Annotated in this window: 24 protein-coding genes and 1 pseudogene; 14 read left to right on the forward strand and 11 right to left on the reverse strand. The window is 37.1% G+C overall.

Annotated elements, in window-relative coordinates; all coding sequences use genetic code 11:
- Positions 1-157 precede the first annotated feature (157 nt).
- The 6 genes from AC19MV_RS17085 to AC19MV_RS17110 all read right to left on the reverse strand — a co-directional run bounded on the left by AC19MV_RS17085 (position 158) and on the right by AC19MV_RS17110 (position 9,012).
- Positions 158-325 carry a hypothetical protein gene (locus AC19MV_RS17085; protein ID WP_498309066.1) on the reverse strand — a complete coding sequence of 56 codons (168 nt, stop codon included), beginning with the start codon at positions 323-325 and terminating at the stop codon, positions 158-160.
- Positions 326-340: 15 nt separating this feature from the next.
- Positions 341-4,522, reverse strand: a complete 4,182-nt coding sequence (locus tag AC19MV_RS17090) for an Ig-like domain-containing protein (protein ID WP_498309067.1) — start codon at positions 4,520-4,522, stop codon at positions 341-343.
- Between the two features lie 208 nt (positions 4,523-4,730).
- Positions 4,731-5,165, reverse strand: coding sequence for a hypothetical protein (locus AC19MV_RS17095; protein ID WP_498309069.1), 435 nt, complete (start codon positions 5,163-5,165; stop codon positions 4,731-4,733).
- Between the two features lie 6 nt (positions 5,166-5,171).
- Positions 5,172-6,053, reverse strand: coding sequence for a hypothetical protein (locus AC19MV_RS17100; RefSeq protein WP_498309071.1), 882 nt, complete (start codon positions 6,051-6,053; stop codon positions 5,172-5,174).
- A gap of 102 nt (positions 6,054-6,155) precedes the next feature.
- Positions 6,156-8,138, reverse strand: a complete 1,983-nt coding sequence (locus AC19MV_RS17105) for a helicase-related protein (protein ID WP_498309073.1) — start codon at positions 8,136-8,138, stop codon at positions 6,156-6,158.
- 70 nt (positions 8,139-8,208) lie between these two features.
- Positions 8,209-9,012 carry an HDOD domain-containing protein gene (locus AC19MV_RS17110; RefSeq protein WP_498309075.1) on the reverse strand — a complete coding sequence of 268 codons (804 nt, stop codon included), beginning with the start codon at positions 9,010-9,012 and terminating at the stop codon, positions 8,209-8,211.
- A gap of 65 nt (positions 9,013-9,077) precedes the next feature.
- Between AC19MV_RS17110 and AC19MV_RS17115 the strand changes: the two genes are divergently transcribed.
- Complete coding sequence (locus AC19MV_RS17115) at positions 9,078-9,548, forward strand: hypothetical protein (RefSeq protein ID WP_498309076.1); 471 nt, start codon at positions 9,078-9,080, stop codon at positions 9,546-9,548.
- 36 nt (positions 9,549-9,584) lie between these two features.
- Here AC19MV_RS17115 and AC19MV_RS17120 read toward each other — a convergent pair whose 3' ends face one another.
- From AC19MV_RS17120 to AC19MV_RS17130, 3 genes are read right to left on the reverse strand one after another with little or no spacing between them, the layout of a single operon-like run.
- Entirely contained in the window at positions 9,585-12,278 is a 2,694-nt protein-coding gene (locus tag AC19MV_RS17120; protein WP_498309078.1) for a TraC family protein, read from the reverse strand.
- 15 nt (positions 12,279-12,293) lie between these two features.
- Positions 12,294-12,989 carry a TraV family lipoprotein gene (locus tag AC19MV_RS17125; protein WP_498309079.1) on the reverse strand — a complete coding sequence of 232 codons (696 nt, stop codon included), beginning with the start codon at positions 12,987-12,989 and terminating at the stop codon, positions 12,294-12,296.
- On the reverse strand, positions 12,989-13,831 hold the full coding sequence (locus tag AC19MV_RS17130; RefSeq protein ID WP_498309081.1) for a thioredoxin domain-containing protein: 843 nt from the start codon (positions 13,829-13,831) through the stop codon (positions 12,989-12,991). Before AC19MV_RS17130 ends, AC19MV_RS17125 begins: the two co-directional genes overlap by 1 nt.
- A 335-nt stretch (positions 13,832-14,166) precedes the next feature.
- Between AC19MV_RS17130 and AC19MV_RS17135 the strand changes: the two genes are divergently transcribed.
- From AC19MV_RS17135 to AC19MV_RS17160, 6 genes are all read left to right on the forward strand, one after another.
- The gene (locus AC19MV_RS17135; RefSeq protein ID WP_498309083.1) at positions 14,167-15,501 is read left to right on the forward strand and encodes a PD-(D/E)XK nuclease family protein; all 1,335 of its coding nucleotides are present in this window, start codon (positions 14,167-14,169) and stop codon (positions 15,499-15,501) included.
- 89 nt (positions 15,502-15,590) lie between these two features.
- Entirely contained in the window at positions 15,591-16,040 is a 450-nt protein-coding gene (ssb, locus tag AC19MV_RS17140; protein WP_498309085.1) for a single-stranded DNA-binding protein, read from the forward strand.
- A gap of 12 nt (positions 16,041-16,052) precedes the next feature.
- Positions 16,053-16,448: a hypothetical protein gene (locus AC19MV_RS17145; RefSeq protein WP_498309087.1), complete on the forward strand. Its 396-nt coding sequence runs from the start codon at positions 16,053-16,055 to the stop codon at positions 16,446-16,448.
- A gap of 13 nt (positions 16,449-16,461) precedes the next feature.
- A complete protein-coding gene (locus AC19MV_RS17150) occupies positions 16,462-16,653 on the forward strand; it encodes a hypothetical protein (protein WP_498309088.1) in 192 nt (63 codons plus the stop codon).
- Between the two features lie 10 nt (positions 16,654-16,663).
- Entirely contained in the window at positions 16,664-17,029 is a 366-nt protein-coding gene (locus tag AC19MV_RS17155) for a hypothetical protein (protein WP_498309090.1), read from the forward strand.
- A 2-nt stretch (positions 17,030-17,031) separates the two neighbouring features.
- A complete protein-coding gene (locus tag AC19MV_RS17160) occupies positions 17,032-17,499 on the forward strand; it encodes a hypothetical protein (RefSeq protein WP_498309092.1) in 468 nt (155 codons plus the stop codon).
- 9 nt (positions 17,500-17,508) lie between these two features.
- On the opposite strand, the gene AC19MV_RS17165 is transcribed toward AC19MV_RS17160, so the two are convergent.
- A complete protein-coding gene (locus tag AC19MV_RS17165) occupies positions 17,509-18,594 on the reverse strand; it encodes a replication initiation protein (RefSeq protein WP_498309094.1) in 1,086 nt (361 codons plus the stop codon).
- Between the two features lie 352 nt (positions 18,595-18,946).
- Entirely contained in the window at positions 18,947-19,516 is a 570-nt protein-coding gene (locus AC19MV_RS17170) for a hypothetical protein (RefSeq protein ID WP_498309096.1), read from the reverse strand.
- Positions 19,517-21,153: 1,637 nt separating this feature from the next.
- Here AC19MV_RS17170 and AC19MV_RS17175 point away from each other — a divergent pair.
- The 7 genes and pseudogenes from AC19MV_RS17175 to AC19MV_RS17205 all read left to right on the forward strand — a co-directional run.
- Complete coding sequence (locus tag AC19MV_RS17175) at positions 21,154-22,551, forward strand: DNA cytosine methyltransferase (protein ID WP_498309098.1); 1,398 nt, start codon at positions 21,154-21,156, stop codon at positions 22,549-22,551.
- 111 nt (positions 22,552-22,662) lie between these two features.
- On the forward strand, positions 22,663-22,971 hold the full coding sequence (locus tag AC19MV_RS17180; protein ID WP_498309100.1) for a hypothetical protein: 309 nt from the start codon (positions 22,663-22,665) through the stop codon (positions 22,969-22,971).
- Complete coding sequence (locus AC19MV_RS17185; RefSeq protein WP_498309102.1) at positions 22,968-23,216, forward strand: hypothetical protein; 249 nt, start codon at positions 22,968-22,970, stop codon at positions 23,214-23,216. The genes AC19MV_RS17180 and AC19MV_RS17185 overlap by 4 nt, the downstream gene beginning before the upstream one ends.
- Positions 23,217-24,106: 890 nt before the next feature.
- On the forward strand, positions 24,107-24,415 hold the full coding sequence (locus AC19MV_RS17190) for a hypothetical protein (RefSeq protein ID WP_498309103.1): 309 nt from the start codon (positions 24,107-24,109) through the stop codon (positions 24,413-24,415).
- A gap of 16 nt (positions 24,416-24,431) precedes the next feature.
- Positions 24,432-24,887, forward strand: coding sequence for a hypothetical protein (locus tag AC19MV_RS17195; protein ID WP_498309105.1), 456 nt, complete (start codon positions 24,432-24,434; stop codon positions 24,885-24,887).
- Complete coding sequence (locus tag AC19MV_RS17200; RefSeq protein ID WP_498309106.1) at positions 24,888-25,259, forward strand: L5-gp82 domain-containing phage-derived protein; 372 nt, start codon at positions 24,888-24,890, stop codon at positions 25,257-25,259.
- Between the two features lie 187 nt (positions 25,260-25,446).
- A pseudogene (locus AC19MV_RS17205) lies at positions 25,447-25,837 on the forward strand (IS21 family transposase); the annotation flags it as partial.

Raw genomic sequence — 25,837 nt, forward strand, 5'->3', positions numbered from 1 at the left:
TCTTACAGAATAAAAATAATACCGCAATGCTATACGCACAACGTTGTAATTGCAAGTTAGAAACAAAGACTAATGTTCATGAAACTTAGTGAGACAATTTAAAAGAAGGAAATAAAAAGGCCAGCAAATGATTGCTGGCCTTAATGGGGTTTTAAGTTTAATTCGGTATCTTCAATTGTAATTTGTTAAGTCTAGACTCCAGTATCAAACGCAATAATTCCAGATCATTAATACAATCACAAATATCACGACGCTTAGTCTCTTCAAGTTGCACTTTCAACCAGTTAGAAACGTCTGGCGCTTCTAATAATAATTTTTCATTCATGTTAGCCTCTCATTACTAGAATGAATAGATACGTTCAATAGAATTGGAATATGCATTCGAGTCGTCTACCCCTCGAACCACAATTCTCGATTTATTTCCTGCAGTCTTACTTACGTTAATGTAAGAACCTGCATAAGGCAGGACAACTCCATCAATTTCCCATTCATAACGCATAATACGTCCGTCTGGATCATTACATTTAATATCTAAACGAATAATCGATGCATAGTCCTTAGCTTCTACATCACACGTAGGAGCTAAGTTTTTAACTACTGAAAGAGGAAAAGTATACGAGCGTTTAATACCATAGTTAGTTTCAACATTAGCTGTGATGTTGTGATTACCAGCCATTAAGTCTCTAATCATAATAGAGCCACCTACTTGCTGCTGTTTAATCCCATCGACTTCCCACTCAATTAGACTAATACGGTCCAGAGGGTGGCCTAGAGACCCATTGAGCCTTGCTGTAACAATTAGAGGCTCACGCATTAAATTATTGCTAAAGCGCGGGTCAATTGTCAGATTTGGTTCGGGCGCATCAGTTACACTAACGTACATCATTACTTCTTTGCTATTACCTCTATCATCTGAAATCAAGGCTTTTATTTGGTGCTGGCCCGATGAGGTTACATTAAATACCAGCTGTTTTTCCGTCTCTCTAATCACCTCTATTTCTGACGGCACCGACCAGACGGTTTTGTATGATATACGTGATATTGATGGGGGTAAATTCAATGGATTTGGTATGTAAACAGAACCTGATGCTGGAGCATAAGACGTTCTTGCACCACCATTAATTTCAAATTTCGGAAATTCATATTCCCACATTTTGACATTGAACTTATTAATAGACAAAGTTTCTGAGTAATAGCCCTCTGCCCAAGCATGAAACTCAAATTGACCACTACCATTAATAACATCATCATCCGAAGGGGTGTAATTCAGCTCCAGGCCATCAATGTATGTCCCATCAGGCACCTTCCACTTCCCTTTAATTATTGTAGGTGTACCACTATCAACTAACCTAACTGTTGGATTAAGTGGATAAGATACATCCTTCTCCATCCATTTTGGCTGATTGAAAATGATTCTCACAGGTAAGGGTCTCGCCTTAAGGACAGTGTGCTTAACGTAAGACCAGCGTTTGGTTTCAGCAAGCTCTGTACCCTTATACGCCATTCGTACTTGCAACCTGATCATTTCATTACCCATTTCAACATCAAGTGAATTCTCACCTGATTCCCAAGTAACTCCGTTATCTAACGACCACTCGATCTCCGCATTACTTGTATCCGCAGGTGTATCATGGTCAAAAACTTTTATGGTTGTTAGCTCGCCTGGGTGTAAGGCTTTAGCACCTGTTACTTTTAACTCCGGTAAGGCGTATACAAGAACTTCTTGATAACTAGTATACTGGGTAATTCCGGTATACTTATTAGTAACATTAGCTCTGAATTGGTATAAACCTTCCTCTGCTAATACTTTAACTAAATAGTCTTTACCCTCTGCTATGTTTGCCCATGTCGCCCCGTTATCACGGCTCATTTCCCAATTGACGTTACCTTTAGAAATACGGTCCTCGCTGGTATCTGGAACAAATAGCATTTGCGCAGCAAATGGTGATCTTCCAGCAACCCGTCGAATCTGCGCATCGCCGTCAATTTCACCACCTTTATACACTTGGAAAAATACTAAGTTTGATTTAATAGTCCTTGAATAATCAGGAATGGGTGACTTTGACTCAAGAATAGTGAGGAAACGATAGCCTCCCATACTATAACTGGTCAAATCTATATCAAAAGATGCTTTACCATTATCATCAATATCTTTGGCATCCGATAGATACTGATACTCATATGAGCCATCCCTATTTCTTGACTCTGTAGCTAACCTTGCGGTCCAGTCACCCATAGTTGCTCTGTCGAATGTAATTTCTCTAGTTCTTAGATTTCTCACACCAATAGAAAGTTCAGTTGGTATTATATTCGTGTTAGTTTGAATAACCTGACCAGACACAAGCGATGCGGTTATTGCTGAACTTGGAGCATGAATGACTCTAAATGATTTCTCCGTCGAAATTGATTTATCTCCAAGAAAGGTTGCACTTAACTTAACGGTTCTATCAGTCCAAAGTGGTGCTGCATCAACAGTTAATGACCTAGATAACCTTGCTTGCTTTGCAACGTACCCAGTTTGTGAATATTCATAAATAGTGTTTGATGAGTCAGTATCAATCTCATACCTTAGATCACCATTATCAAACTCAGCCGTTGTGGATGTTATATAGCCGCCATCAACCCCAGTGAGGAAAATGCCAGGCTTATATTCACGGTATGTGTTAATACTTAATAATGGTTTATCTGGCTCTTGAACATCAATTTTTTGTTCACCACGATATGCAATGGACTCAACACCATTTTGGTTGATCATCCACACATTGTAATAGGCAGTGTTATCGGTGGTAGAATCATTAGTTTTGGTAAAGGCTCCCATAAGCATCTGAAGTCGCTTATCCCAAGACCCACTGGTGCCAGACGGTGTGCTTACCCACTCAACACCGCATTTATATGCATAATTGTTTGTCGATGAACGGGCTTCATCTAATGATTCATAAATATTACAACCTGGGCCAAATGTTTGCCTTAGGGGGAAGCTAATTTTCTGAACTGCACGTTTGTAAGTTGCTGAGCGATCTTCCAAACCCCAGGCTAATGGCATATATCTTATGGGTAATTCTGCTGCAGACTTATTTCCTGCTATATCTTGTACTACCAACGCGAGAGTAAGGTCTTGATTCGGAGAAATTTCATATTCAGCGCTTTTTAAATGCTTGAGGTGTTCAAACCCTTCAGCAACACTTTGACCTAATACATTATTCCCGTTAACCGTAGCAGAAATAACTTCACCCGCACCAGACATAGAATCCACTGCCGCGACGATAATTTCATCAAAGAAATAGACAGGATCTGAAGGGCTTAATGATTGACCACTAGTAGTAAAAACACGAATTTCAGGAGGATAGCGATCTATAGGTGTAGAATCTAAAACGTTTCCTTCCCAGGTATTACCATAACCATCTTTAATGTTTGCAACTGAATAATAAACGCCATCCGGCACATTGCTAATTGAAAATTCAAAGATGAACTTATTATCTATTTGTGTAGTATTCACCGGATTAAGTAACATTTCACCAGTTGGCAAAGAAATTAGCTTTGCCAAATTCAACATATCATCACCACCTAATTGATATGTTGGTAATGTTGGTTTGTATGATGGGTCAGGCTTTAGCTTAAGAGTTGCTATTGGGTGCCACCAATTCCCCTCTAGCCCATGATGTGGTGTATCAACAACTAAAATTGCTTTTTCATTATTAACGACGATTGTTTGTTCATTAACTGGTATTGTTAATAGCCTTTCATTACCAGCACTAACTGCCTGCATATTAAAATTATTTAGGGAAGGTGAACGGTAATCCCAACCTAAATCATATAAATCGGTAGGGACTGTCTTTTGTGCGGTGAAATATCCATTTGATGCATCAGCCTCAACTTCAAATGAACGGATACCTTGAATAGAATCATTATTACTTATTGTTACAGAATTGGCGCTGATCAAACAACTTCCAGCCCCCTCTGCAACATCACAACTACCAATCGATTTGATTAGAACTCTTTGCGAATAAGGTTTAGGTTCTACGGAGACTTTAACGTTTTTTAAAATATCATTTCTACTGTATGAGGTTACAGACTTACCATTTTTAGTCCCAGATGAAACAACAGTGGAATAATCGATAATTAATGGCATGGTAGCTTTTGCCACCTGAACACTCATCGTTCCCGACTGTACAAGAATCTTTTCCTGATTAGACCCACTAAAAATAGATACATTGTAGCCTATCTGCTGCTCACCATAATTATCAAAGTAACCTGAGGCAACACCTAAATTTGAGGTTAACCCAGGAGGAAGTACCCATTCAAAAAAGCACATTAAATCGCCATTTTTTTGAACATGCGATTTTGCTAAATCCACCGATGAAGTTAAAGCGCATCCCGCGCCACCTCCTTGAGTGGCCTTAAAGCTAACTTGCTTAACGTTTGCGATTGTATCAGCGACATTAGGAAGGACGATATCTGGTGATTTCCCAACCAGTTCCCCTGTAATCGTAATACCTGAAACTGCATTTACTACAGGACTCATGCATATGGCCAAAGCCACCACGCCGCCCGTCATTAACTGGAGATATCTCATCCAAGCCTCGCTATACTAAAAAATCCAACACACATGATAATACATGCAAGATTAAGTTACCAAGACATTGTGTGAATAACACACAGAATTTGAAAATAAAAACAAAAAAAACCATGCTAAATAATATGGCATGGCTTTTAACTAGGTGAAAATTTGATTAATTAACTAATTGTTGTGACTCAAGAGAACAGTCTTCTAATGAGGGTGAGTCAAGCAAATTATCTGTATTCATGATAGTTCGCTCTATATGGGCTACATGGTCAATTCTGTCCATATCATCGAAGCTCACGATAAGACTTTTGAATATTTTGTTTTTAAGGCTATCTACCATCGAATCTTCATAACCTAATAAATCAAGGCAATTTGAACTCGCTTTTATCTGCTGAGAACCTTCTAACTGAACATCAATTTGATCGGCTAACATTTTCCTCAAGCCATTGGCATAACGAATAAGCTCAATATTAAGAACTCCACCAGCACTAGTTTCAGATAAAACCTTGTTCAGTTGCAAATCGTTAGCTACTGCCCCTAAAGATACCGAAGTACAGGGGGCTATAACACACAATAAAAAGAACAATCGGCTCAGTGACAATTTAAATTACCCTCGGGCCTTGATAGACCGAATAGCTTCGCTCAACTCAGAGTCAGTAGCCACGCCTAAATTAATAACTTTTCCATTATCACCTTTATAAATCACAGCGGGAGTACCAGTAACACCCATCGCTGACATTAAATCACCATTTTTGATTATTTCCGCTTTCGTTTGCGGAGTCACTTCTCTAGTAGGGACTTTCTTACCACTCTGCTTCAGTTTTTCATGAATGGCGAATGCTTCAGATTTTCCATCAACAAGTGCTTGAATGGCACCAGGGGAATCTGGACTCAACCAAGCGACAGGTATTAATCTAACGTCTAGCTCGTTGTTAAGCATCAAAGGTACTAACCTATTCATAAGGGCTGAACAAGCTCCACAAAAAGGTTCATAAAAAATATATAATGCATTATCGTCATTTGGGTTAACCGTTGGGCTCGCTTGGACATGCATTGCGGAAGTTAATTGAAGCCATAAGTCAGGGCTTAATCCTGGGGCTTTGTCAGATATAAATTTATCAGTCAGATTTATACCATCGGAACCAACCAGCGCTCCAGCCACTACAAACTGACCAAAACTCCAGTAGAGTTGTTGAGTACCACCTAAATCAACTAACCACCCTTTAGCAACCACACCAGATTCGGTAGTTTCAAAAGAATCAACTAGTTTATTTCTAGGACTTTTATCAAGTAAATTCTGCAGCGTTTTAGGTACTCCTTCCGAATTCGCATCAAAGCTATCAGTATTTGTTGATTTTGATGTTTGGGCAATAGAAGTTACGCCTTGATTATCCAAGCCAACTTTAATACCACTTGATACAGACAAAAATAGTGCACCACCAAAAATTGCGGATTGAAGAATTGTTTTTTTTAACTCAAAAGTGTTCATCACACCCTCTAACAACTATAATGTAATGTGTTACATATTACACAGAGGGTTTGAATGGAGCAAGAAGTTAAAACCTTATTGATGTGTGGACCAATTAAAAAATCAAAAAGCTGAAAACTCTACAGCTAGCCCTAATGTAGCCGGACTGATTTTTTTTCCATATATAAAGCTATTAAACTCACCTTTTTGCTCTTTTGACGTTGTTTTTACTTCGCTTGAAAGGTTCCCAAACCCTCTTTGCTTGATATCTTCAAATGCCAAATACAATCCAGATGATGATGAGCATACTAACTCTAACCTCGATAATGTTTTATCTTTCAAACCTTGATCACAATATAGGTCGTAAAAACCAACTCCTCCAAATCGAGCTAAACGCCCCCTTAATTGATGATGTTGGACCAACCCTAAGCGCTCTGGATTTAATACGATTATTTGATTCAGATTAGGAACCGTTAAACCGGTTTCAACAACTGTAGTTGAAACTAAAATATTAATTAGGCCACTTTTAAAATCATTAATAGCTTTAACATTAGCTTCGTGACTTAAACCTCCATGGCTAATCCCTACCCCGATCCCCGAGGGTAGATCATGACTGTATTTATCGACAAACTGAATCCAAGAGGCATAAGCTTTCTCTGCACTTGTTGTGTTAGACATGACTTCAGAAGCACTATCAACTTTCAAAGCACAAATAACCAGTAACTTATTGCCTTGTTTAAGATTTTCGAAAGTTCTTTTAAATAGTGATTTTTTATCATTTAAATAATGTATTGTCGAGATCAGAGTTTTATCAGTAAAGCACTCTGTTAAATGGAACTGATTGATAACACCATGCTTTAATAAAGCCGCAGACCGAGGAATTGGAGTTGCAGTAGACTCAAGTAAATGACCGCCACCGAGACAAAGTAATTCACGTTGATCAACTGAATATTTCTGCTGCTCATCGACTATAACTAGATCAAAAGGGTCCGGCCAATCTTGGAATAATAAAGATGTTGTACCTACCCATAACTTAGTAGCATTGGAGTTATGAATTGTAACTTTAAAACCGTCAGTTACTAACATAGGATTTAGATCAGGAAAAAAACTCTTTAATTCACCATATAATTGATGAGCTAAATTCTGTGATGGTGCCAAGAACGCTACACGGCCATTCGCATCGCAAAAGGATGCAGCAAGAACTTCTAAAACACAGCTTTTCCCTGTGCCTACATCACCAATCAACATTGCCCTTTGAGATTTATCTGAATCGAACAATTGCGCTAATTGTTCGGTACACATATATTGCTCTTTGGTCATGGCAAATGTTAATTGCTTTGAACGATCTTGGATAGTTTCAGCTGAAATCCTTCTTCTTGTCACGCCCCATTTTAAAGCCGAATTTCTTACCTCTGTTGCAGTAAGCAGGGCTGCAAGCTTTTCTATGTAACACTGATACTCAAGGGCAAGGGTAACATCGGTTGGGAAGTGAATTTCATTAAGAATTTGAGATAAAGTCAATCCTACTGGAACCCCTAGGAATTCATTTAGGATCTTGTTTCGATTTTTGTGATTTACTTTAAAATACTTCGTGAACGCTTCACATGTTAAGGGAATCGATGTTTCTATATGCTCAGTTATAAAGTTAATTGAGCTAGTAGGTAACGATTTATTTTTATAATTTAATACATAATTAGTGTGTATTCTGTATAGCTGGCCCTGGTCAAGCACCTTAGCATTATGTAACAACCAAGCGCCACGTTGAAACAAAGGTTTACCGCTCATATGAACAACATCGCCCTTCCTACTATCTAAAAATATTGATGTTAGAAGTTCTTTAGTCCCAAAAACATTAGCTTGCAAAGAAACGCCATTAACATCCAATATTTGAACGGTAATGTAAGAAGCTTTATTAGGCATGTATTTTGTTTCAGAATAGCTAGATAAAATCCCGCAGCACAATATTTTTGAATCGGTATGTAAACAATCAAAGAACAAACGAAAATCACTAATAACATTCATATTATTAGTGTATTGCGGCATCACCATTGGGATCTGCCACAAATCCTTAATTCCAATATTTCTTAGTGATTTTGGTATGAGCATATAGATCCCCGAGACATTGATAGCTACTAACTTACAATAGAATTCAAATGCTACAAGGAAGTTCGAAAATTTAAATTTGGGTCAATGATTTATAGTAAGTAGAAGCATGAACAATTGTCGATTCTACTTTTAATTTGTCACTTTCAGAAAGACCTAAACCTAAGAGGTAGTCGTCTGAGTCAGCCTTAAATGCATCGTAGCTCAAAACTGCAATTTCGTAGGCATTCAAAGACTTCTTATTGAACTGGCTTACCGTTAGTAATTCAGCTACTTGTAATGACAAAGCTTTGAACCCCCAAATACTCAACAATTTAGGAGTCAAAACGGAAATAGCATCTACAAGCACAGTTTCGTCAATGTCTAAGTCATATGTCTGTGATTTCTCAAGCTCATGCAAAATAGGTAAGACACCGACTTGACATAAAAGTCCTGTAAGGTAATCGCCACCATTGAACTCTAATGATTTAGCTATAAAGATGCTTTTTCCCCACACAGAAAATAATAACGAATTTGCATGCTTTGAGTTTGATTGGAAGCTTTGTTCCATTAATGAAGAAACTACGAGATTTTCTAATGATGCTATGCCTAGACGAATAGCTATAGCCTTTAGATCCGGCTGTTTTTTACTAACAAGCTGTGTCGAATACATTACTGAATAACCAAGCTTGTAAACCCTTAAAGAGGTAGATGGATCAGATTGTATTAACGCGATGTAATCAGATATATCTTTGTTTTCGCATGAATATAAATCCAGTGCCCTAACTAATAATCTAGGTGGTGATGGCAATGATTCACTTTCAAGGTTTAATAAGCCTACATTGACATAATGAGTGCATGAAAGTTCAAGCTCTAACCGTTCCTTGTTAATTCCCATCTCTATCTACTACGCTCCAACAAAGTGTGTATAATAAAAACTTACTCCAATCTTGGGCAAAATCAATGAAAAAAATACAGACACTGATGATAGCAATTGGTTTTGTTTCTTCAGTAAGTTGCACTCTTAACGCCAGCGAAATAACAAGCGACAGCGAAATGTGCTCTAGTGTAGCATCACAATATCGGTATTTTGATGATGCATACCGGCAAGGTGCTAATTTTAACCCGTACAATGCCGAAACTACAACCAATAGCATTGATGCAACCGCCGGAATTTACAATGCGTTATTAATCGCATCATTTTCCGACAAGTCGAATTTAACGAAACAAGCACTTGACCAGGATTTAATTAAACTTGCATATGACAATATTAGAGTGGGTGCATCCCCAACTTTCGGCCAATACTATGTTTTATTTAACTGCATGAACCTTATCAGTAAAATGCCACAAAAATTTTATCACTGTGATAGTTTTTTGAATGAGGGTGTAGGTGAAAGTAGTATGCAAAGATTTTATGACTGTGCAGTTAAATAAATGTGATGCCCTAACATTGTTAGGGCATCACATCTTCTATTCTTCTTCCCCTTCGGATTCATGACCTTCTTCAATAGCGATTATACGACAAGCCTCAAAAAGTGTTTTTCCTTGAGCCATAACATTATTGATTCGATTTTTGTCTACGGGATTTGTACTATAAGATAAACCTTTTGCTCGAGATAAATATAAGCGGCCAATCTCTTGCGAACCATTTGTCTTAATTAGTACCTCTGAATAATACGGAGGGTTAGTATGGACGCTCTCTAACAGTTTAAAATCGGTTTGGTTGCTAAAGCGCCCCTCAGCCTTGAATGCTTGGAGCTCTTCTTCATTTTGCCTTAAATACATCATATGCGCCGAGTTACTAGCCATTGCAATACCTGCAGGGCTTTCAGTAGCATCGCGAATTGACTGACTGATACAGCAACCCAAAGAGTTATATTTACGGAATCGTCGCCATCCAGATTCGAGGAATTTCGCCAATGTCTTTAATACTTCTCGAGTTAGAACATCCGCACTCTTATCATCTTTAAGCAATTCCCAAGCTTCATCTAGAAGGAACATTTTTCTTATAGACGCTTTAGATTCTTCATGACTAAACATTTCTTGCTGTATACGTTGAATGCACAACATGATTGCTACAGCTTTAACTTGATCTGAACCATTCAGCGCATCGAGTTCTAAAACGACGAAACTTTTTTCAAATTGAATGGATGGCTTATTTTGATTAAACATCCAGCCATGCTGACCTTTGCGGCTGCGGCACCATGGCGTGAGCTGGTCTGAGATTTCTTTAATACGTTTATCTTCATGCTCTGCACACAAATCAGCAAAAATATCTATTGAACCACCAGTACCATTTTCACTCCAAACTCGACACATAATCACAGACATCTGAGAAAATTGGTAACTACTACACTCTCCCATTGGAAATGCCATCAGCTTTAATATATTGAGTAGCATTTCTCCTTGCGGTCCAATTGGGCTTCTTTCACTACTGACTAAGCCATCATTTGAGTCATACTCATTAATAAAGTCTTCTTCAATGGTCTTAAATGGGCAAAGGTTGTATGTAAACAATTCATTAGGAATAACCTCTACGAATTGCCCTCCCACTAGTTCGGCTAATTTAGCATATGAGCGACCTGAGTCGATTGCAAAAACACGACCACCATCATATGGCTTATCTTGAGAGTATTCATCATATACAGGACTATTAAATCTATCCTTACAATCTCCTAATAACTTAATATTTCCTGTACTAAGTAAACCTTCGATCAAATTATTTGCAAAAAATGACTTACCACTACCACTTGTAGCTGTAATGAATAAATTATAGTTTGTCTCTGATGTAAAAGGGTCAAACATCATTAGCTGAGCATCACGGCCTACGAATGTCATAACAGGCTTTTGAGTAGTGTTTCCTCGCCAACTAGCCATCATAGGAACAAAAAACTTAAGCAAATTACTTGGTAAAATATCATAACGCTCTATGAAATCTGCAATATTGGTATTAGGCCCAAGAGGTAATGAACTTAACCAAGTTAATAACATTATATTTTTGTCTTCAATAGCTTTCCAACCACGAGCGTCAATGCGTGTGATTAAATTTCTTGTTGTTTTCTCTAGCCTTTCCTCTGACGATGCCATTACTTGAAAATTAAGATGATATCGGCAATGCTGAGCTTTTTCAGCATTCATGTAATGTTCGTAATACTCAAAATCTTGAAGCCCATATTTCAAAGATGAAATCCAACGTGCCCATGGACCTTCACCGATTTGCTTTGCTACTGTTCTCTTTGCACCATATACCTTTTCAATTTTTGCTTTAGCAAACTCAACATTTAAGTTAATGGTAAAATTCCCCTGCAGGGCACTTTTACCACCAATCCAATCGACTACTAATTCATGTAAGTCACCAAAATTTGCATTTTCAGCATATTCTTGAATACTAATGCTCTTAACATGTCGCTCTGTACCATCTGCATTTTTGAAAACTAATGATGATGGCTTAACTTCTAATGTAGAACCTATTTCTAGATATTGGTGCTTTATTGGCTGAGTCGGGCGGTAACAGCCTTGACGACCTTTTACCTTCACACCTTTGCGCCAAACTGCATCTTTTGATGGGTTATGGATCATTTGCATTCTATGCAAAAATATTTCAGGTTCAGCTGAAATGGCGTATCCCATCAATTGGTTAAGAGTTTCTTGTAGTTGGTTGGTTTGCTCTACAAACGTTTCTATCTCACTCTGAGTTGGAACTTGTTTTTTAATAGGGTTTTTAATAGTTACCCATACTTCAAAATGCCTTAGAGGTACACCATCCATATTCGGGCCAGGCAATGTTGTTCTAGTGAGTTTTTTTAAAAATTCGGCAGCATGTGCCCCCTGCTCATCCATATCAAGTTCGCCTACATCCTTCATCCTTTGACCACGGATTTGATGATAGGCATCTAATTGATCTGAGATATTGTCAGAGGCAACTAGTGATATCTGTAAAAAGCTATTTTCCGCATACTCACGACGAAATAAACTATCTAAACTAGTTAATAATTTCATAGATGCACCGGACAACGGAGGGCATAAATAGGTATTACCTAAAAAACCACCATCTAATAAGTAGCCTAGATGTTTACCTTCATCGTTTACAATATTATCTAGAACATGAATAACCTCACTGTATTTGTGAGCGGATAACAAATTTGACGTAGTATGAGAAAACATATTTAGCACCCAGTATTAATTGTTTCGGATTTGATTAAACGTCTCTTTTGTAAATCCAGGCGTTTGATCAGTTCCTGACATTTCGGCAGCTTTATCAGCAGCGTTCGGAGCCCTAGTTTGAATCCCTAAGCCGTTTTGTGATTGTTGATTCATCCGTCTTTCATCTTCAAGACTTATTTGACGAATGCTTAGCGGTGTAATTTGGGCTGGCAAATTAAACGCTTCTCTGCCATATGTATATTTGCGCTCTTCTACTTCTGAATACACGTACCCTACATTCTGTAAACGGCCGAAACTATCTTGCCAAGGTGCAAATGCCACTCGAAGCATTTTCGGTGGATTTCTAACTGCAATTGGTTCTGGCGCAGGAAGCATTCTATTTAGATCTTGGGTATTCTCATACGCCCGACTCATTTGCTGATAATCGTAAGCCGGTGGATGTTGAATTACCGGTGCAGCAGCTTCATTTTCGATATCAGGATGATCATGGTCATGGGATTCTTTTGAGTGCAAAGCCATACGACGCGCTTTTTCACGACTAATGCCATCGGGTGAATCCGTTAATTCAAGAGCTTCGCGTGTAGATGTACACGGAATACCTGGGTCCAAAGTAATTGGACAAACTGTTGGCTCCTCACCAACCTCGAACATAGAAGAACAACCAGATAACAACGTTGATGCCAAAGCCAAGGCTAGTAATGTTTTATTCATTATTTATTACCTGTAGTGGATTGAATAAATTGGTCTAAATTTGATGGAGCACCTTGTTTATGGGTGCCATCCGCTGAAATTAAATATGGCAGTCGTTGAATCTGCATGAATTGTGAAAGTCCAATAACCTTAATTATTTTTGAAGTATCACAATTTTCTAAAGTCTCTATTTCTGCCGTATCATCACCTGACATCAACAACTCTATAGATTGACCCTGATCTTTAGCGCACCATAAATCTCTCCCCCTTGCACCAGACGATTTTCCTTGAGCAATTGGAGTTAAAACTAATCCAAACTTGTACTTGTTAGAAAGACTTCTGATTTGATTGAATAAAATTGTATTAGCTTCACTTGAAAGTGAGTCTACAAACACATAAAGGTCAAAATCAGGCTTATCTAAACCAAATGAGTAGATTGGGAGATCACCACTAGTAATCCCGAAACTTGATAAATGAGCTTTCCAGGAATTTTTTGCATCTGCTTCAGTTAAAATTTGCCGACGATTCCAACCATCAAGAATAAGTCCACCTTTAATAAGAAGTCGCCCATCTGGTGAGGCTAAAAGAGTCTCACCGTCTTTAGTTTTTACCATCATAAGAGAACGTACTGGCAAGGCATGGGACCAATCGACTGTATCCAAAACGGAAAGGGCCTTCTTTATGTCCTCATCCGAGAATACAGTTCTAACCTCTGTAGTTATTAACGAAGAAGATTTAGAATTACTCTTATTTGCATCTAGCAGTGCATCTATTGCAACATCTTCCGAACCCGCAATTGATTGAAAGCATGCACCAGCCATTGAAAAATATAGGAAATATTTAAATATTGCTTTGTTAATCATTCACTAGAACTCAAGATATAATCGAATTCTCTTACTATACAACAAAATGTGTTGAAACAAAAAATCTATTTGCATTTCCCGTTGGATGTGTAAGAATATCTATGTCGATTGTCGCGTGAATAGGTTACAAAGCAGTAACCAGGAGAAGTAAACCAACCAACTTCTTTAAGTAATGACCATTGCTTGCAGGACTGCCCTGCTTCACATGACTAAAAACCTACCACAGTGGTAGGTTTTTTTTTGCCTGCCACTACAAAAAAACCACCCTCAATTACTTGTGCGTGAAATATTCTATGTTGTAATAAAACCATCAAATAACTTCTAGGTTTATCAACATGAGTTCAATTTTTGAAGGCTTTTTCAATCCAACATATACAGGCCCATCGCACGATTCAGTCGAATCAAACGATTTAGAATGCTCTGACCCACAACTCTTAGTTGCAGCTAATATTTACAATAAACCTGAGATTAAAATCAACGTAATTAATAAAAAGCCTATTCATATTCGTTCTGAATTAAGCAAAGCATTAAATTCACTAGCGATGCCTGCATACACAGAATCAGGCGTGGCCAACTTTTTAGATGAGAATGGCAGCATTAAAGATGGTATTTATTTAGATTTGCCAAGTGATATTTACCATAAATTAACTGCTTACGGGAGTAGCCACTTTAAAACATATATAAATTCATCTTCTCACTATTTTGAAAAATATTTATCAGACACTAAAAAGACCAGTTCAATTAGCAAGCATTTTGACGTTGGCGATATTACTCACGAATTAGTGTTAGAAGGCAGTGAGGCCGTAGCTAAGCGAAGATTTATCTTAATCGATCCAGAGGATTACCCAATAGACATGCACACTGGTGCAGACTTAAAGGCAGAGTGTGAGAAACAAAAAGTAAAAACTTCGGGCACTATCCGAGATAAAGCTGAACGGCTAAGCGTTATTCCTTCATCAACTAGAATGTATTTCGACTTTAGACAGCTACAACATATAAAAAATAATATTGGTAGCAAGTGTTTCAATGAAATTTCGAAACAGTTAACCGATGAAGATATTACAATTACTGCAGACTCCGTTGTATCTGTCATTAAAACTGGAAAATTGGTTAATCAACCATTAAAGCTGCCTGTAATACCTAGTGACTTTAAAGAAGCTATAGCTTTACATGCCGGTATGGTTAGAAATAAATTTGCTCAAAAGTTATTCAAAAATGGCGTCCCTGAAGTAACATTTTTAGTAACAGATCCTGTTACAGGATTAAAATTAAAGTGCCGTACTGATTGGTTATCATTCCTAGGAGATACGACGCTACCTGTTGATCTTAAAACTGCACGTAGCTGCAACCCAGCTGTAGCGGCTTATCAATTCGCCGAATTGAGTTATGACATTCAAGCAGTTTTTTACCTCTATGTAATAAAGCTTGCTGGTCTTGAAACTCCAAAACGTCAATTCCCCTTTGTGACATTAGAAAAAGGTCCTAGTGCCATTTGTGAAATTTTTGAATTGCACGAATCTGATTGGGAACAAGCAGAGAATACCTTGCCCAAATTACTGAAAAGTTTCAAAGAATTTATGGATAGTAGACTTGTTAGTGGTTACACAAAGGATGGTATATCTGTAATTAAATTGGCTAAACGTAAAAATGGATTTTTTCTCGATAAATAAACTTAGCCATCTGTTGTAAGTACCTCAAATCCTTGCACCAAAAACTTTTCGTTATACCATTTAATGATTCAGTTACCCAGGAGGCAATAATGAGCAAAGGAACAATAAACAAAATTATTCTAGTAGGTAAAGTTTGCCAAAACCCTGAACTGGAAACAAATATAGATGGGTCACAATTTGTTAAATTAACCCTTACTACAGTTGACTCTTACCAAGATATCCAAGGCCAAAATAATGAAGAGACTGAGTGCCATAACTTAATTTTGCAAACAAAACTGGCAGTGCTTGCACATCAATACATAGTAAAAGGTTCCAAAATCTATGTAGAAGGTAAAGCCAGGAAGATGCAATGGGTGGACCAAGAAACCGGTATTGAAATGAATACACAAGTGGTTTTTGTTATGGATATGACTCTAATGAACTCGCCAATAAAATGTAAACCAAAGGCAGTACACCAGAAGACACCAAAGGAAAGCGCGATTCCCTTTGGTAATGATGATTTTGTTGACGACTCATACCTCGACGAGTGGAAAAATTGATTGGAGGTTTAAATGTTAGTGACATACTTGATTTCAAATAATTTTGATTTTACTCAATCGTATACGTGTGATGTATGCGGGACCTATGTTAACTGCCTTCATTCATTATCATTTAGTCGCAGAACGGTACAAATAAATGGCGAATATAATGAGATTAATTATGGGGTTCATAAAAAAGGTCACAAGCTATGCCTTAAAAGCCAAATACCTATCCTTCTAGAAAGTAAAACAGTGAAAAATGAAAATAGTGAAAAATTTCAAGGTATCACATTAGATATAATGACATTGAATATTAAATGGCTTGCTGAAACGTTACATCAGACTGAGGAAGTAGTAAATGATTGGATGGACGACGGCTGGATACCTGCAATTCACCATAAGTCAGTAATTAACGCTCTTAGGGCATAAGGATTAATTTATAATGCAACAAAATCAAAATATTAAAAACATGGCTCTTTTACTTGTCATTAAAGGTTTATTGTCTCTAATTGATAAAAAATACTCAGGACATTTTTTTGTAATCGAAGCCACTAAAATCATAAAGAGTTGTGGAATGGATAAAAAATTATCATCTGATAACAAATCAAATACATTCCATACTTTTCTAGCATAGGTAAATAACCATGAAAAAGAAGTCAATAGTTGAAATTATTAGTGCTTTAAATCCTGCAGAGCTAATAACTGTTTGTGAGCGATTAACTAATGAATACTGTGCGTTAGCTGCTATAATGGGGTTAAACAACCAGGATGATTTTGCTCAAAACACCATAGAACGCTGCAAAAACATGATCGAACTTGATGCACCAAAATATAATCAAATAACCCTTAATGAGGCTACGACTATTTCATTTACATGTCATGGTAAATCTAATTATATCCCACACTTAGAAGAGCTTGTTTTAATCGATGATAAAGTCAAAAATGGTGACACAGAAGGTTGCATTATTGGTGATGGCGATACTACTTACACTACATGGAGACTAGTTTAACGATGTCTATTCAAATCACTCCAATAGAGCTTGATTTTATAATCTCAAATTTTACACAAATACGCTCTAAAAAATTGATTAATGGAATCAATGAGTATTACTTCAATGTTCACGAGTACGCTAAGGCAAGTAAAATTGCTGGGGTAGACCGCAAGTCAATTAGAATAAATGTACTCAAAATTGAAGATATTATTTCAAGATTACAAAATCTTAAACACTGTGAAGATTCATTAGAGGGGATGTCAAAACATCATTTTGAGATTCTGCTTTCATTTGCCCCTGTTCACCAGGAAAACCGTGTTCATGACAGTGCAATCATTTGGCACAAAAATCTGAAGTTGACTAATTCTAATGAAGGACATCTTTTGCTAACAAAGAAAAGGGCATTCGACAACCTAAAAACAAGATTAAATAATAAGTTAATTTTAATAAAAACCTGGCACTCTACAAAAGGAAGCGATAATAAATAAATTAAAATTCTATATTTGATGCTTATTTAAAACGCTACGTTTCCTTTTGGCCGATTTTTCATCTATTTTAGCCAAAAGGTTTTTTGTCTCTTCAAATATACTTCTAGAAAATAGTTCTGAATATAAATTTAATCGCTGGAGATCAATTTTCAACAACTCAGCTTTGGGGTCGTATCGTTTTAATGATTCACGGTAGCTAGACAAAATAATAAAGTTAGCTTTTTTCCATTGCCCTTCTTCGTGAGAACCGGCAATAAACCTTTTACGCTTAATAAGTTTTGGCCTCGCTGGTTTTACATTCGATTTATCGGAATGTACTTCCGGTACATGTAAAAACCTAATTTTGCAGGTTTTACCGTTAACTAGGACATTTTCATAGGTAACGCTAACTCTTGCTCTAAGGTTAATTTCGTCTATAGCTGGTGAAATTACACGCTTCTTGAAGTCACGAAGATCACTATATTTGGACCCCAAACCAAGATATTCTTTTAAACCTACTATCTCAACGGTGGTTGTTACAACATTTGTTTCAGGATCGACTCTCTGACTTAACCATTCCAACCGTAGAAACTGCCCTTTTAAGAGCAAGAAATTAATACTGAGAGCGTGGTCCTTTTCTCTGGGAAGGTGAGCAAGTTGAAATTCGGAATAATTGGATTTTAGATTAAACAAGAACGGTTCGACTATGCTTGAAAATTCGATAATAAAATCACCATCATCTTCGTTTATAGGTGAGTCTAATTCATTCAACCAATTTACCTTACGCTCCCTGACCTTACCGGTATCAGAATCTATGTATTCGGAGGTGAACGTTTTAACCAGTAAATCATTCAGGACTTGCTTAATCGTCCGTCGAATTCTGTTAATTTGAGGCTTATAAGGCTCAGTGCTTTTTATAAGTTCAAGCTTTTCAGCAAACTCTTCTGTAGAAAATTTTATTTTACCAGGATTAGGTTGATAACCATTAATAGACGAAAGCGAGAACAAAATGACTAGCCGTTCATTTTTACTTAAATTAAACGGAATCGATAGGAGTTCATTACTGAATCTCACCAAATCATTTACTGGAATAGTTAAGCTAGATCTGGATGTCATTTAATCACTCACAAAAAAAAATTCGATTAACAATTTTCGTTGTAGCTGTAGTTTTGGGACAATATACTTAGAAAGGTTTCAGATGTCCACAACAAGAAGTTATAAATTTGATCAAATGATTGGATGTAATTTGGCGAATCATAAATATATTGATCTCACTGACATACAGATATGGACCAGCAAAGGCAACTTCAAATGTCCACACCACCATAAATATGACATTAGGTAAGTTGATATCCCTTCACATAAACCATCAATACTGTCACATAGATTGTAAAGGTAAAGTCACGGTACAAATGGCCAAAAGCTCGAAGTGGCTTACCTGTTCAGATCGATAATTCGGACCTCACGGCTAAACTGTCCACATCGTTAGCTCTGCACTCATGGCTAAACTGTCCACATCATTAACACCGGCATTCACGGCTAAACTGTCCACATCATTAACACCGGCATTCACGGCTAAACTGTCCACATCGATAATTATGGCACTCACGGCTAAACTGTCCACATCGATAATTCCGGCATTCACGGCTAAACTGTCCACATCGATAATTCCGGCACTCACGGCTAAACTGTCCACATCGATAATTCTGGCACTCACGGCTAAACTGTCCACATCGATAATTCTGGCACTCACGGCTAAACTGTCCACATCGATAATTCCGGCATTCACGGCTAAACTATCCACATCGATAATTCCGGCATTCACGGCTAAACTGTCCACATCGATAATTACGGCATTCACGGCTAAACTTTCCACATCGATAATTCCGGCACTCACGGCTAAACTGTCCACATCGATAATTCCGGCATTCACGGCTAAACTGTCCACATCGATAATTCCGGCACTCACGGCTAAACTGTCCACATCGATAATTCTGGCATTCGCGGCTAAACTGTCCACATCGAATAGCGAAAGCATTATTGAGTCGAAATCAACTTTTTAGCCCAGACCCGTTTTGGCCAATCAATCCACCACGAAAACTACAATAATTAACAAAAATAACAATGATCTGAATAAACTTATTTAATGGATCAAATATATAATTAACTTAAACTATTGAATAAAAACAAGTTAATAGACAACACAACCAGGCACACTCACTAATACAAGCAACATTTATCCACAATTAATTGTCCACATCCACGGCAAATACGTCCACAAACACGGCTAAAGTGTCCTCAAAAAAAGCTAAAGTGTCCACAAGCACGGCTAAAGTGTCCACAAATTTGGAAAATTATCATTCCATTTCAGTAGCTTACATAGCCCTTAGATCTTGTAGCTCTTATTCTAAAGAGATCTGTAGATCTATTTATTAAAGATCAAATAAATAAATTTATTTGATTTGATCTTTTTTTTTAAAGGGATAGAATCTTGCATTCTAACGTATTGTGTTTATCTAACTTAGAAGTAGCTGTCTAATGACTGAAGTTAACAATAGAACTATTTTGATACTACATGGTGAGATTAAACCAAACTCAAAGATGGGTCTTTGCGCATACGACTATCTAAGTAGCTCACAAATGGATGCCTTAAGTCGGTATGAACATTGGCAATTGAAGAAGTATTTTGATATTTACTTCTTCAACGAACACTTAGGTCTCATCAAGTTTGATGAGAAAATTGTGAAAGGTGGACCAATTACCAACAGAAATTCAACGAACGATGAAATAAAGTTTGTTGTAAAACGACTCCAGTGCAAGCTCAAACGTCTAAATCCATTATCAAAGCTAGTTGTAATGCTCAATGGCCCTTTACGACTGTACTTTCTATTTAATTTACACATTAAAAAAGACATCAGAAATCGTGTTTGGATCGGCTCTGAAAGCATTGGGATTCAGAGAAGGGAATTGAGGTTATTAGCATCCGAAACGATTTATTAATTGCAACCGGTAAAGGAATAGTTTTATGTTGCTCACGAACATATATATCACAATTATGTTGCTAACCACTTGTTTTATGTCAATAATTCAAATTTTAAACATCCAGTATAACGACCTATTAGATGAACTTAAATGAATGCTATAAATTTAACTTCGACAAAAAAATTTCTTGATAAAGACCTTTTGCACGTTAGTAATACCTTGCTTGATAAGACAGGGACAACCAAAGTTGTCAGTGTCAAGCGCATGCCCGTAACGTGCAATTACCACGTATGTGAGCTGCTGACTCAATGTCGTTATTATTTAAACAAGAACACAAGAACTGACATTCTTAATATAGCCGAGACTATTCAAAAAAATCTGCCAAATTTCGTGAATAACTTACACATAAATCCATACATTTGTGCCGTTATTCTTGACTGCGACACTCGTACTTATGAACAGTTATTACCTTACCTGAAAGTAATGAATGTATTATCTGTGAGAGTCTAAACCTGTCCTAGCTTCGATTTCAGCATGAAAAAATGTTAGCCAAACACAATACTTCATCTATTTATCAGTCCCTTAGATAACCTCCCCCTACTAATGCCCTACCAAAAAAGCACCCTCACTTTCTTGCGGCAAAAACTAATTATGTTTTAATTAATGTACTTAACAAGTTCAGAGAATTACATCATGCCAACAATTATCAATAGAAACTTAGGATTAAATCGTGGGCTACCGCGAGTGTATTTAGATGGTGTCCAGAACGGCTATAAGTTGATTAATGAAGGAATTAACGTTGGCGATGCCTTTACCTGTAAGTTTAGCGATAACGCCATCTATCTTGTTTTTAATGAGAATGGTGATCGCATTGTTAGTCGTCGCAAAAAAGGTGATTCATACTTACCATTGATAGATATTAACACAAAGGAATTAGAGTCAATTTTCTCAGAAGGTGAGCTACTAAGAATAACAATTAAAGATCGTGTGATGGTTATTAAGGCTCACCAGCAATCTGCGAAAGTACAACTAAGAAATGAAGCATTTACTAATAAAATCAAAAACGGTGAAGCTATAACTATAGCCTCTCTTTGTCATGGAGGCGGTGTACTTGACAGGGCCATTCATTCTGGTCTTGATAAAGCTGGTATTAAGTCCAAATTAGGTTTGGCTGTTGAGATTGAACCCGCCTATTTGGAATCATCCATAAAGAACAATCGGTCTTTATGGACTAAAGATTCGATAGCTATCCAATCATCAATTGAGGATGTTATTTTTACCGAAAAATCAGAGCAGTACCAGTGTATAACAGTAGGTTTACCATGCTTAGGGGCTTCTAAGGCTGGAAAATCTAAAGGTAAGCTAACTTTTGCAGAAGATCATGATACCGCAGGGGCTATATTTTTCTACGCCCTAAATGCTATTAATCACTTAAACCCAGCGATTATTTTTATCGAAAACGTTACTGACTATGCAACTACAGCAAGCTTTTCAGTTATTAAGTTAGTGTTAAACAAATTTGGGTATGACCTTCATTATACCGAGTTAAATGGAATGGACTTTGGTGCCATAGAAAACCGTAATCGTATGTGTTTAGTAGCAATATCAAAAGGTCTTGATATTGAGTTTAACATCGATGAATTACAGCCAACTACAGTAGCTGGAAGTAAACCGCTATCCTCAATCATAGATGCATCAATTGGACCAGATAGTGAAATATGGAGAACCTTTGACTATTTAGTGAATAAAGAAATTTCAGATAAAAAAGCAGGGAAAGGATTCGGGAGATTAATGGTAACACCTGAAGATACTAAAGTAGGCGTATTAGGTAGAGGCTATGCTAAATGTAGAAGTTCTGAAACCTTCCTAAAACACCCTACTGACGGTAATTTATCACGCATTTTTACCGCAGAAGAACACTGTAAAATAAAAGGTGTACCAGTTGATTTAATCGATGGTATAAGCGAAACAATTGCACACCAAATCCTAGGTCAGGGAGTGACGTTTGGATGCTTTGAAAGCATGGCTGAGCACTTAGGGAAAAGCATCAATCAATTGCGGATAGAAGTAGACCTACAAATGTGTGCTTAACATTTAGATTGATGCCGTTTAGATAAACGGCATTCATCTTCAGTAAGTTCATATCCTTGTACCAAATCAAATTCGTGGTTTAATACTTTCAAATCAACAATAGAGTCAATTATGGATACTGAGTTTAATAGATTAATTAAAGCTAAGCACAGTATGTGCCGCTGTCAAAAACCATGGTTGTTGCATTCTATTAGGTCTAAAATAGTAGGGGTCGATTTGGACTTAGCTAATCAAGGAAGAAGCGACCGTTTAGCTGTTTATAAATCCATGTGTGGCGGATGCGGTAAGTCACTCACTCATTGTGTCATTTTTGCCAGTTTAAAGACTGTGGGAATAGATAACCTCAAAAACTTAGCTATTCTGAAATTCGGCAAATTGATTAGATGGAATGAGATTGTTACAAGCAGTAAGGTGGAATGATGAAATTAGGTGTAAGAATTAGATATGCTGGAAAGGACTTTGAGTTTCCTAATGTTGAGGATGCGTATAATGCCCTCTCAACCGAATTCAAAGGTAAATCGGTAAGCCTGCTTTATTCCAGTAGCTCACTTAATATGAACACTGTTATTTATGTAGATGTAAAAGACGATGGGAGTGTTTATAAGTCATATGGCGCTCGTGAGGCTTTAAGCATGGATTTCCTTTTCACAGACGTAAGAGTATAGGTTTACCCTTGGTAATTTTGTTGTTTTCAATGTTCTTTTTTTGCTGGTTCTACTTAGCATTGAAATCTCAAGGTCAATTAAGCCAGCCTAAGTTTGTGCAGTTAATTTTGTTAATGCTTTACCTATCGTTTTGTGCGACATATTTTGATTATGGTAGGTGGCAATTTTATTTACTATCATTAACAGTTATTGTCTATGTTGTTATGCGTTCACAGAAAAGGGATTCAAAAAATGAGAAGTAGATTACTTATCACAGTAATGGCCATCATTTCGGTGTTAATTGGATTAAATTTTTATAGTGGCTATGGGGCAATTGGGTTCATCATTTCATCGTTTTTGGCTTATAGCATCATCATTTCAATATTGTGCCTGTGTGGAAAGATAAAGATTAAGTAACTATATCTCTTTGCTCCTACTTCGATTTATGGGAAGATAACTCTATTATTATAAGTAATTAACTAACAGTTAATCATAACGAACTCCACTGCCTGCTTTGCAGGCTTTTTTTTGAAAAAAAATTACTCATACCAATAAATTCCCATCATGGGAATCATTCAATTTAAATCCTAAGCTATTGATTTTAAGAAAGTAAACTTCGAATTAATAAATGTACTTCATTAACCAAAAAACTACCCTCTATGGCGTGGTTATATCGCTTACGCTTTCCGCATCCCAACCGTGACCAATTGGATTATCTTTCCGTTACATTAAAAGCTCTTTCTAATTTTTGATATTTGGCCAGTTAGGGTGATGTTAAACACTAACATGGAGTAGCTATCAAAATTAGCTATACCTCTACAATCAGAACTATCAACAAACCACTTCCTTGTACGAAATTTAAAGCATGTTTTAATAATCTTACTTCAAGTCAGATATCAGTAGGATGGATTATGAAAATCAAACCATTGGGTAAATCATTAGGTACAGCTATTACAGTTAACGAATACGGCAAGAGCTGCCAAGCGACGTTAACCGATGTTGACTTAGAGATAGTTTTAAACAAATTTTTAAAGAAGAAATGGCCAAGCGTTTCTAAAAACGTAGCAAATCAGACAATTTCATTTCATTCACGCAAGAAACGGGACCTAGGGACGGATAGTCTTTTGCTGAAACTAGTTGGTGCAAAATACATTATCGCCACATCAGCATTTTCTGATTCAAGTAAAGTTGAAAAACAATTTTTTGAAATAGTGCATTAAAAGTGAGTCATTTACTATGTTTGAAGATAACCAATTTTTATCTCAGTTCCAGAGCATTAAAACTATTGAAAGCCCCATTAGCGTCATCAACGATGGTCCATATGTAAAGGAAACAAATTATTTCGATTCTGAGTTAGCTAAATCGGGTGTGATTTACATTTCTTGGAATGCGAATGAAGGTAGATTATTCCTCTCAGAGCTACACAGAGACGCTATTGCAGAAATAACCTCGGTTGATGTATCTCATGTGCTGATGAGGACAGGCCAATTATCATTTGGTTTAAATGGCATTGAATTGATGTTTGATGATAATTCACTAGCACCTTACAGCATCACAATCACTGATTTAGCTTCTGACAGAGTAATATCAAGCTTCCCCAACAATCAGACTAACCTTCACATTTACACCGTTGAAGGCTTGATTAAATCATATTCAGTCACTCACATTCCAATGTTGCATTTAGGATATTAAATGGCATCTACTTTCATCCCATTTCGTGATCGTGAAATTGAGCTTAAAGCAAACCACAAGGTCTACCGGAATCTTAATAACAGCATGTTCAGCATTTTGGCGATGTCGGGTCCATTTAAAGGTAAAGTCGTTGGCCATTCTAGTTATGTTGAGTTGAGTGATGTTGTCTTTACTATTTCGGAGAAATCTCGCTTAAGGGCAGTGCAAGAGAAAACTAGAAATGTACATGCATTTGCAATAGGACGGGTTATAGGTTTTGAAAGGAGTATCGATGTAAAGCCCTTACATCAAATTACATATAACCCCTTTAATTTGAATAGTTTCATTTATGTTCATGATTCCTGCATATTCTCATGCATCGCGATCACCTAATACCATCTAAGCCGATCACCTAATACCATCCATCGCGATCACTCAATACCATCGATGCCGATCACTTTTCGGTCAAAATAGTATTGAGTGATCGGCTTGAATAGTACAGTTCATTTTTTGTACTTTTTGTCTACCCAGTAGGTGTTTTTAACCGTTATTCTTTTCATTTTTGATGATGAGAATGACCATGCCAACGGCACCTATTTCAATGCGTAAACTTAAAGAAATTTTAAGACTAAAATACGGCTGTAAACTCAGTCATCGTCAGATAGCAAAAAGCTTATCTGTTTCACCCTCAATCGTGTCTAAATATGCCTGTAAATCAGCAGAGCTAGATATTACTTGCTGGCCGCTTGATGAGAAGTGGGATGATCACTCTCTGCAACAAGCGTTTTTCAAAACAAAGCCTCGATTAAAAGGCTTTACCATTCCTGACTGGTCGTTAGTTCAGCAAGAGCTTCGGCCTAAAACCATGACGTTGTTGCTGCTTTGGGAAGAATACAAAGAGCGGCACGCGGAAGGTTTTTACAGTTACACTCACTTCTGCCGTCAGTACAAGGCATGGCTTAAATGCCAAA

It is taken from the genome of Shewanella sp. MF05913 (genome assembly GCF_059758095.1).

Excerpts from the sequence above, each read along its gene's own strand:
- AC19MV_RS17110 (WP_498309075.1), bottom strand. The coding sequence starts at position 9,012 with ATGGGAATTAACAAGGAACGGTTAGAGCTTGAACTTTCATGCACTCAT.
- AC19MV_RS17200 (WP_498309106.1), top strand. The coding sequence starts at position 24,888 with ATGGCATCTACTTTCATCCCATTTCGTGATCGTGAAATTGAGCTTAAA.
- AC19MV_RS17185 (WP_498309102.1), top strand. The coding sequence starts at position 22,968 with ATGATGAAATTAGGTGTAAGAATTAGATATGCTGGAAAGGACTTTGAG.
- AC19MV_RS17105 (WP_498309073.1), bottom strand. The coding sequence starts at position 8,138 with ATGCTCATACCAAAATCACTAAGAAATATTGGAATTAAGGATTTGTGG.
- AC19MV_RS17160 (WP_498309092.1), top strand. The coding sequence starts at position 17,032 with ATGTCTATTCAAATCACTCCAATAGAGCTTGATTTTATAATCTCAAAT.
- AC19MV_RS17130 (WP_498309081.1), bottom strand. The coding sequence starts at position 13,831 with ATGATTAACAAAGCAATATTTAAATATTTCCTATATTTTTCAATGGCT.
- AC19MV_RS17090 (WP_498309067.1), bottom strand. The coding sequence starts at position 4,522 with ATGAGTCCTGTAGTAAATGCAGTTTCAGGTATTACGATTACAGGGGAA.
- AC19MV_RS17175 (WP_498309098.1), top strand. The coding sequence starts at position 21,154 with ATGCCAACAATTATCAATAGAAACTTAGGATTAAATCGTGGGCTACCG.
- AC19MV_RS17100 (WP_498309071.1), bottom strand. The coding sequence starts at position 6,053 with ATGAACACTTTTGAGTTAAAAAAAACAATTCTTCAATCCGCAATTTTT.
- AC19MV_RS17135 (WP_498309083.1), top strand. The coding sequence starts at position 14,167 with ATGAGTTCAATTTTTGAAGGCTTTTTCAATCCAACATATACAGGCCCA.
- ssb (WP_498309085.1), top strand. The coding sequence starts at position 15,591 with ATGAGCAAAGGAACAATAAACAAAATTATTCTAGTAGGTAAAGTTTGC.
- AC19MV_RS17150 (WP_498309088.1), top strand. The coding sequence starts at position 16,462 with ATGCAACAAAATCAAAATATTAAAAACATGGCTCTTTTACTTGTCATT.
- AC19MV_RS17165 (WP_498309094.1), bottom strand. The coding sequence starts at position 18,594 with ATGACATCCAGATCTAGCTTAACTATTCCAGTAAATGATTTGGTGAGA.
- AC19MV_RS17085 (WP_498309066.1), bottom strand. The coding sequence starts at position 325 with ATGAATGAAAAATTATTATTAGAAGCGCCAGACGTTTCTAACTGGTTG.
- AC19MV_RS17170 (WP_498309096.1), bottom strand. The coding sequence starts at position 19,516 with ATGCTTTCGCTATTCGATGTGGACAGTTTAGCCGCGAATGCCAGAATT.
- AC19MV_RS17195 (WP_498309105.1), top strand. The coding sequence starts at position 24,432 with ATGTTTGAAGATAACCAATTTTTATCTCAGTTCCAGAGCATTAAAACT.
- AC19MV_RS17120 (WP_498309078.1), bottom strand. The coding sequence starts at position 12,278 with ATGTTTTCTCATACTACGTCAAATTTGTTATCCGCTCACAAATACAGT.
- AC19MV_RS17155 (WP_498309090.1), top strand. The coding sequence starts at position 16,664 with ATGAAAAAGAAGTCAATAGTTGAAATTATTAGTGCTTTAAATCCTGCA.
- AC19MV_RS17125 (WP_498309079.1), bottom strand. The coding sequence starts at position 12,989 with ATGAATAAAACATTACTAGCCTTGGCTTTGGCATCAACGTTGTTATCT.
- AC19MV_RS17145 (WP_498309087.1), top strand. The coding sequence starts at position 16,053 with ATGTTAGTGACATACTTGATTTCAAATAATTTTGATTTTACTCAATCG.
- AC19MV_RS17180 (WP_498309100.1), top strand. The coding sequence starts at position 22,663 with ATGGATACTGAGTTTAATAGATTAATTAAAGCTAAGCACAGTATGTGC.
- AC19MV_RS17115 (WP_498309076.1), top strand. The coding sequence starts at position 9,078 with ATGAAAAAAATACAGACACTGATGATAGCAATTGGTTTTGTTTCTTCA.
- AC19MV_RS17190 (WP_498309103.1), top strand. The coding sequence starts at position 24,107 with ATGAAAATCAAACCATTGGGTAAATCATTAGGTACAGCTATTACAGTT.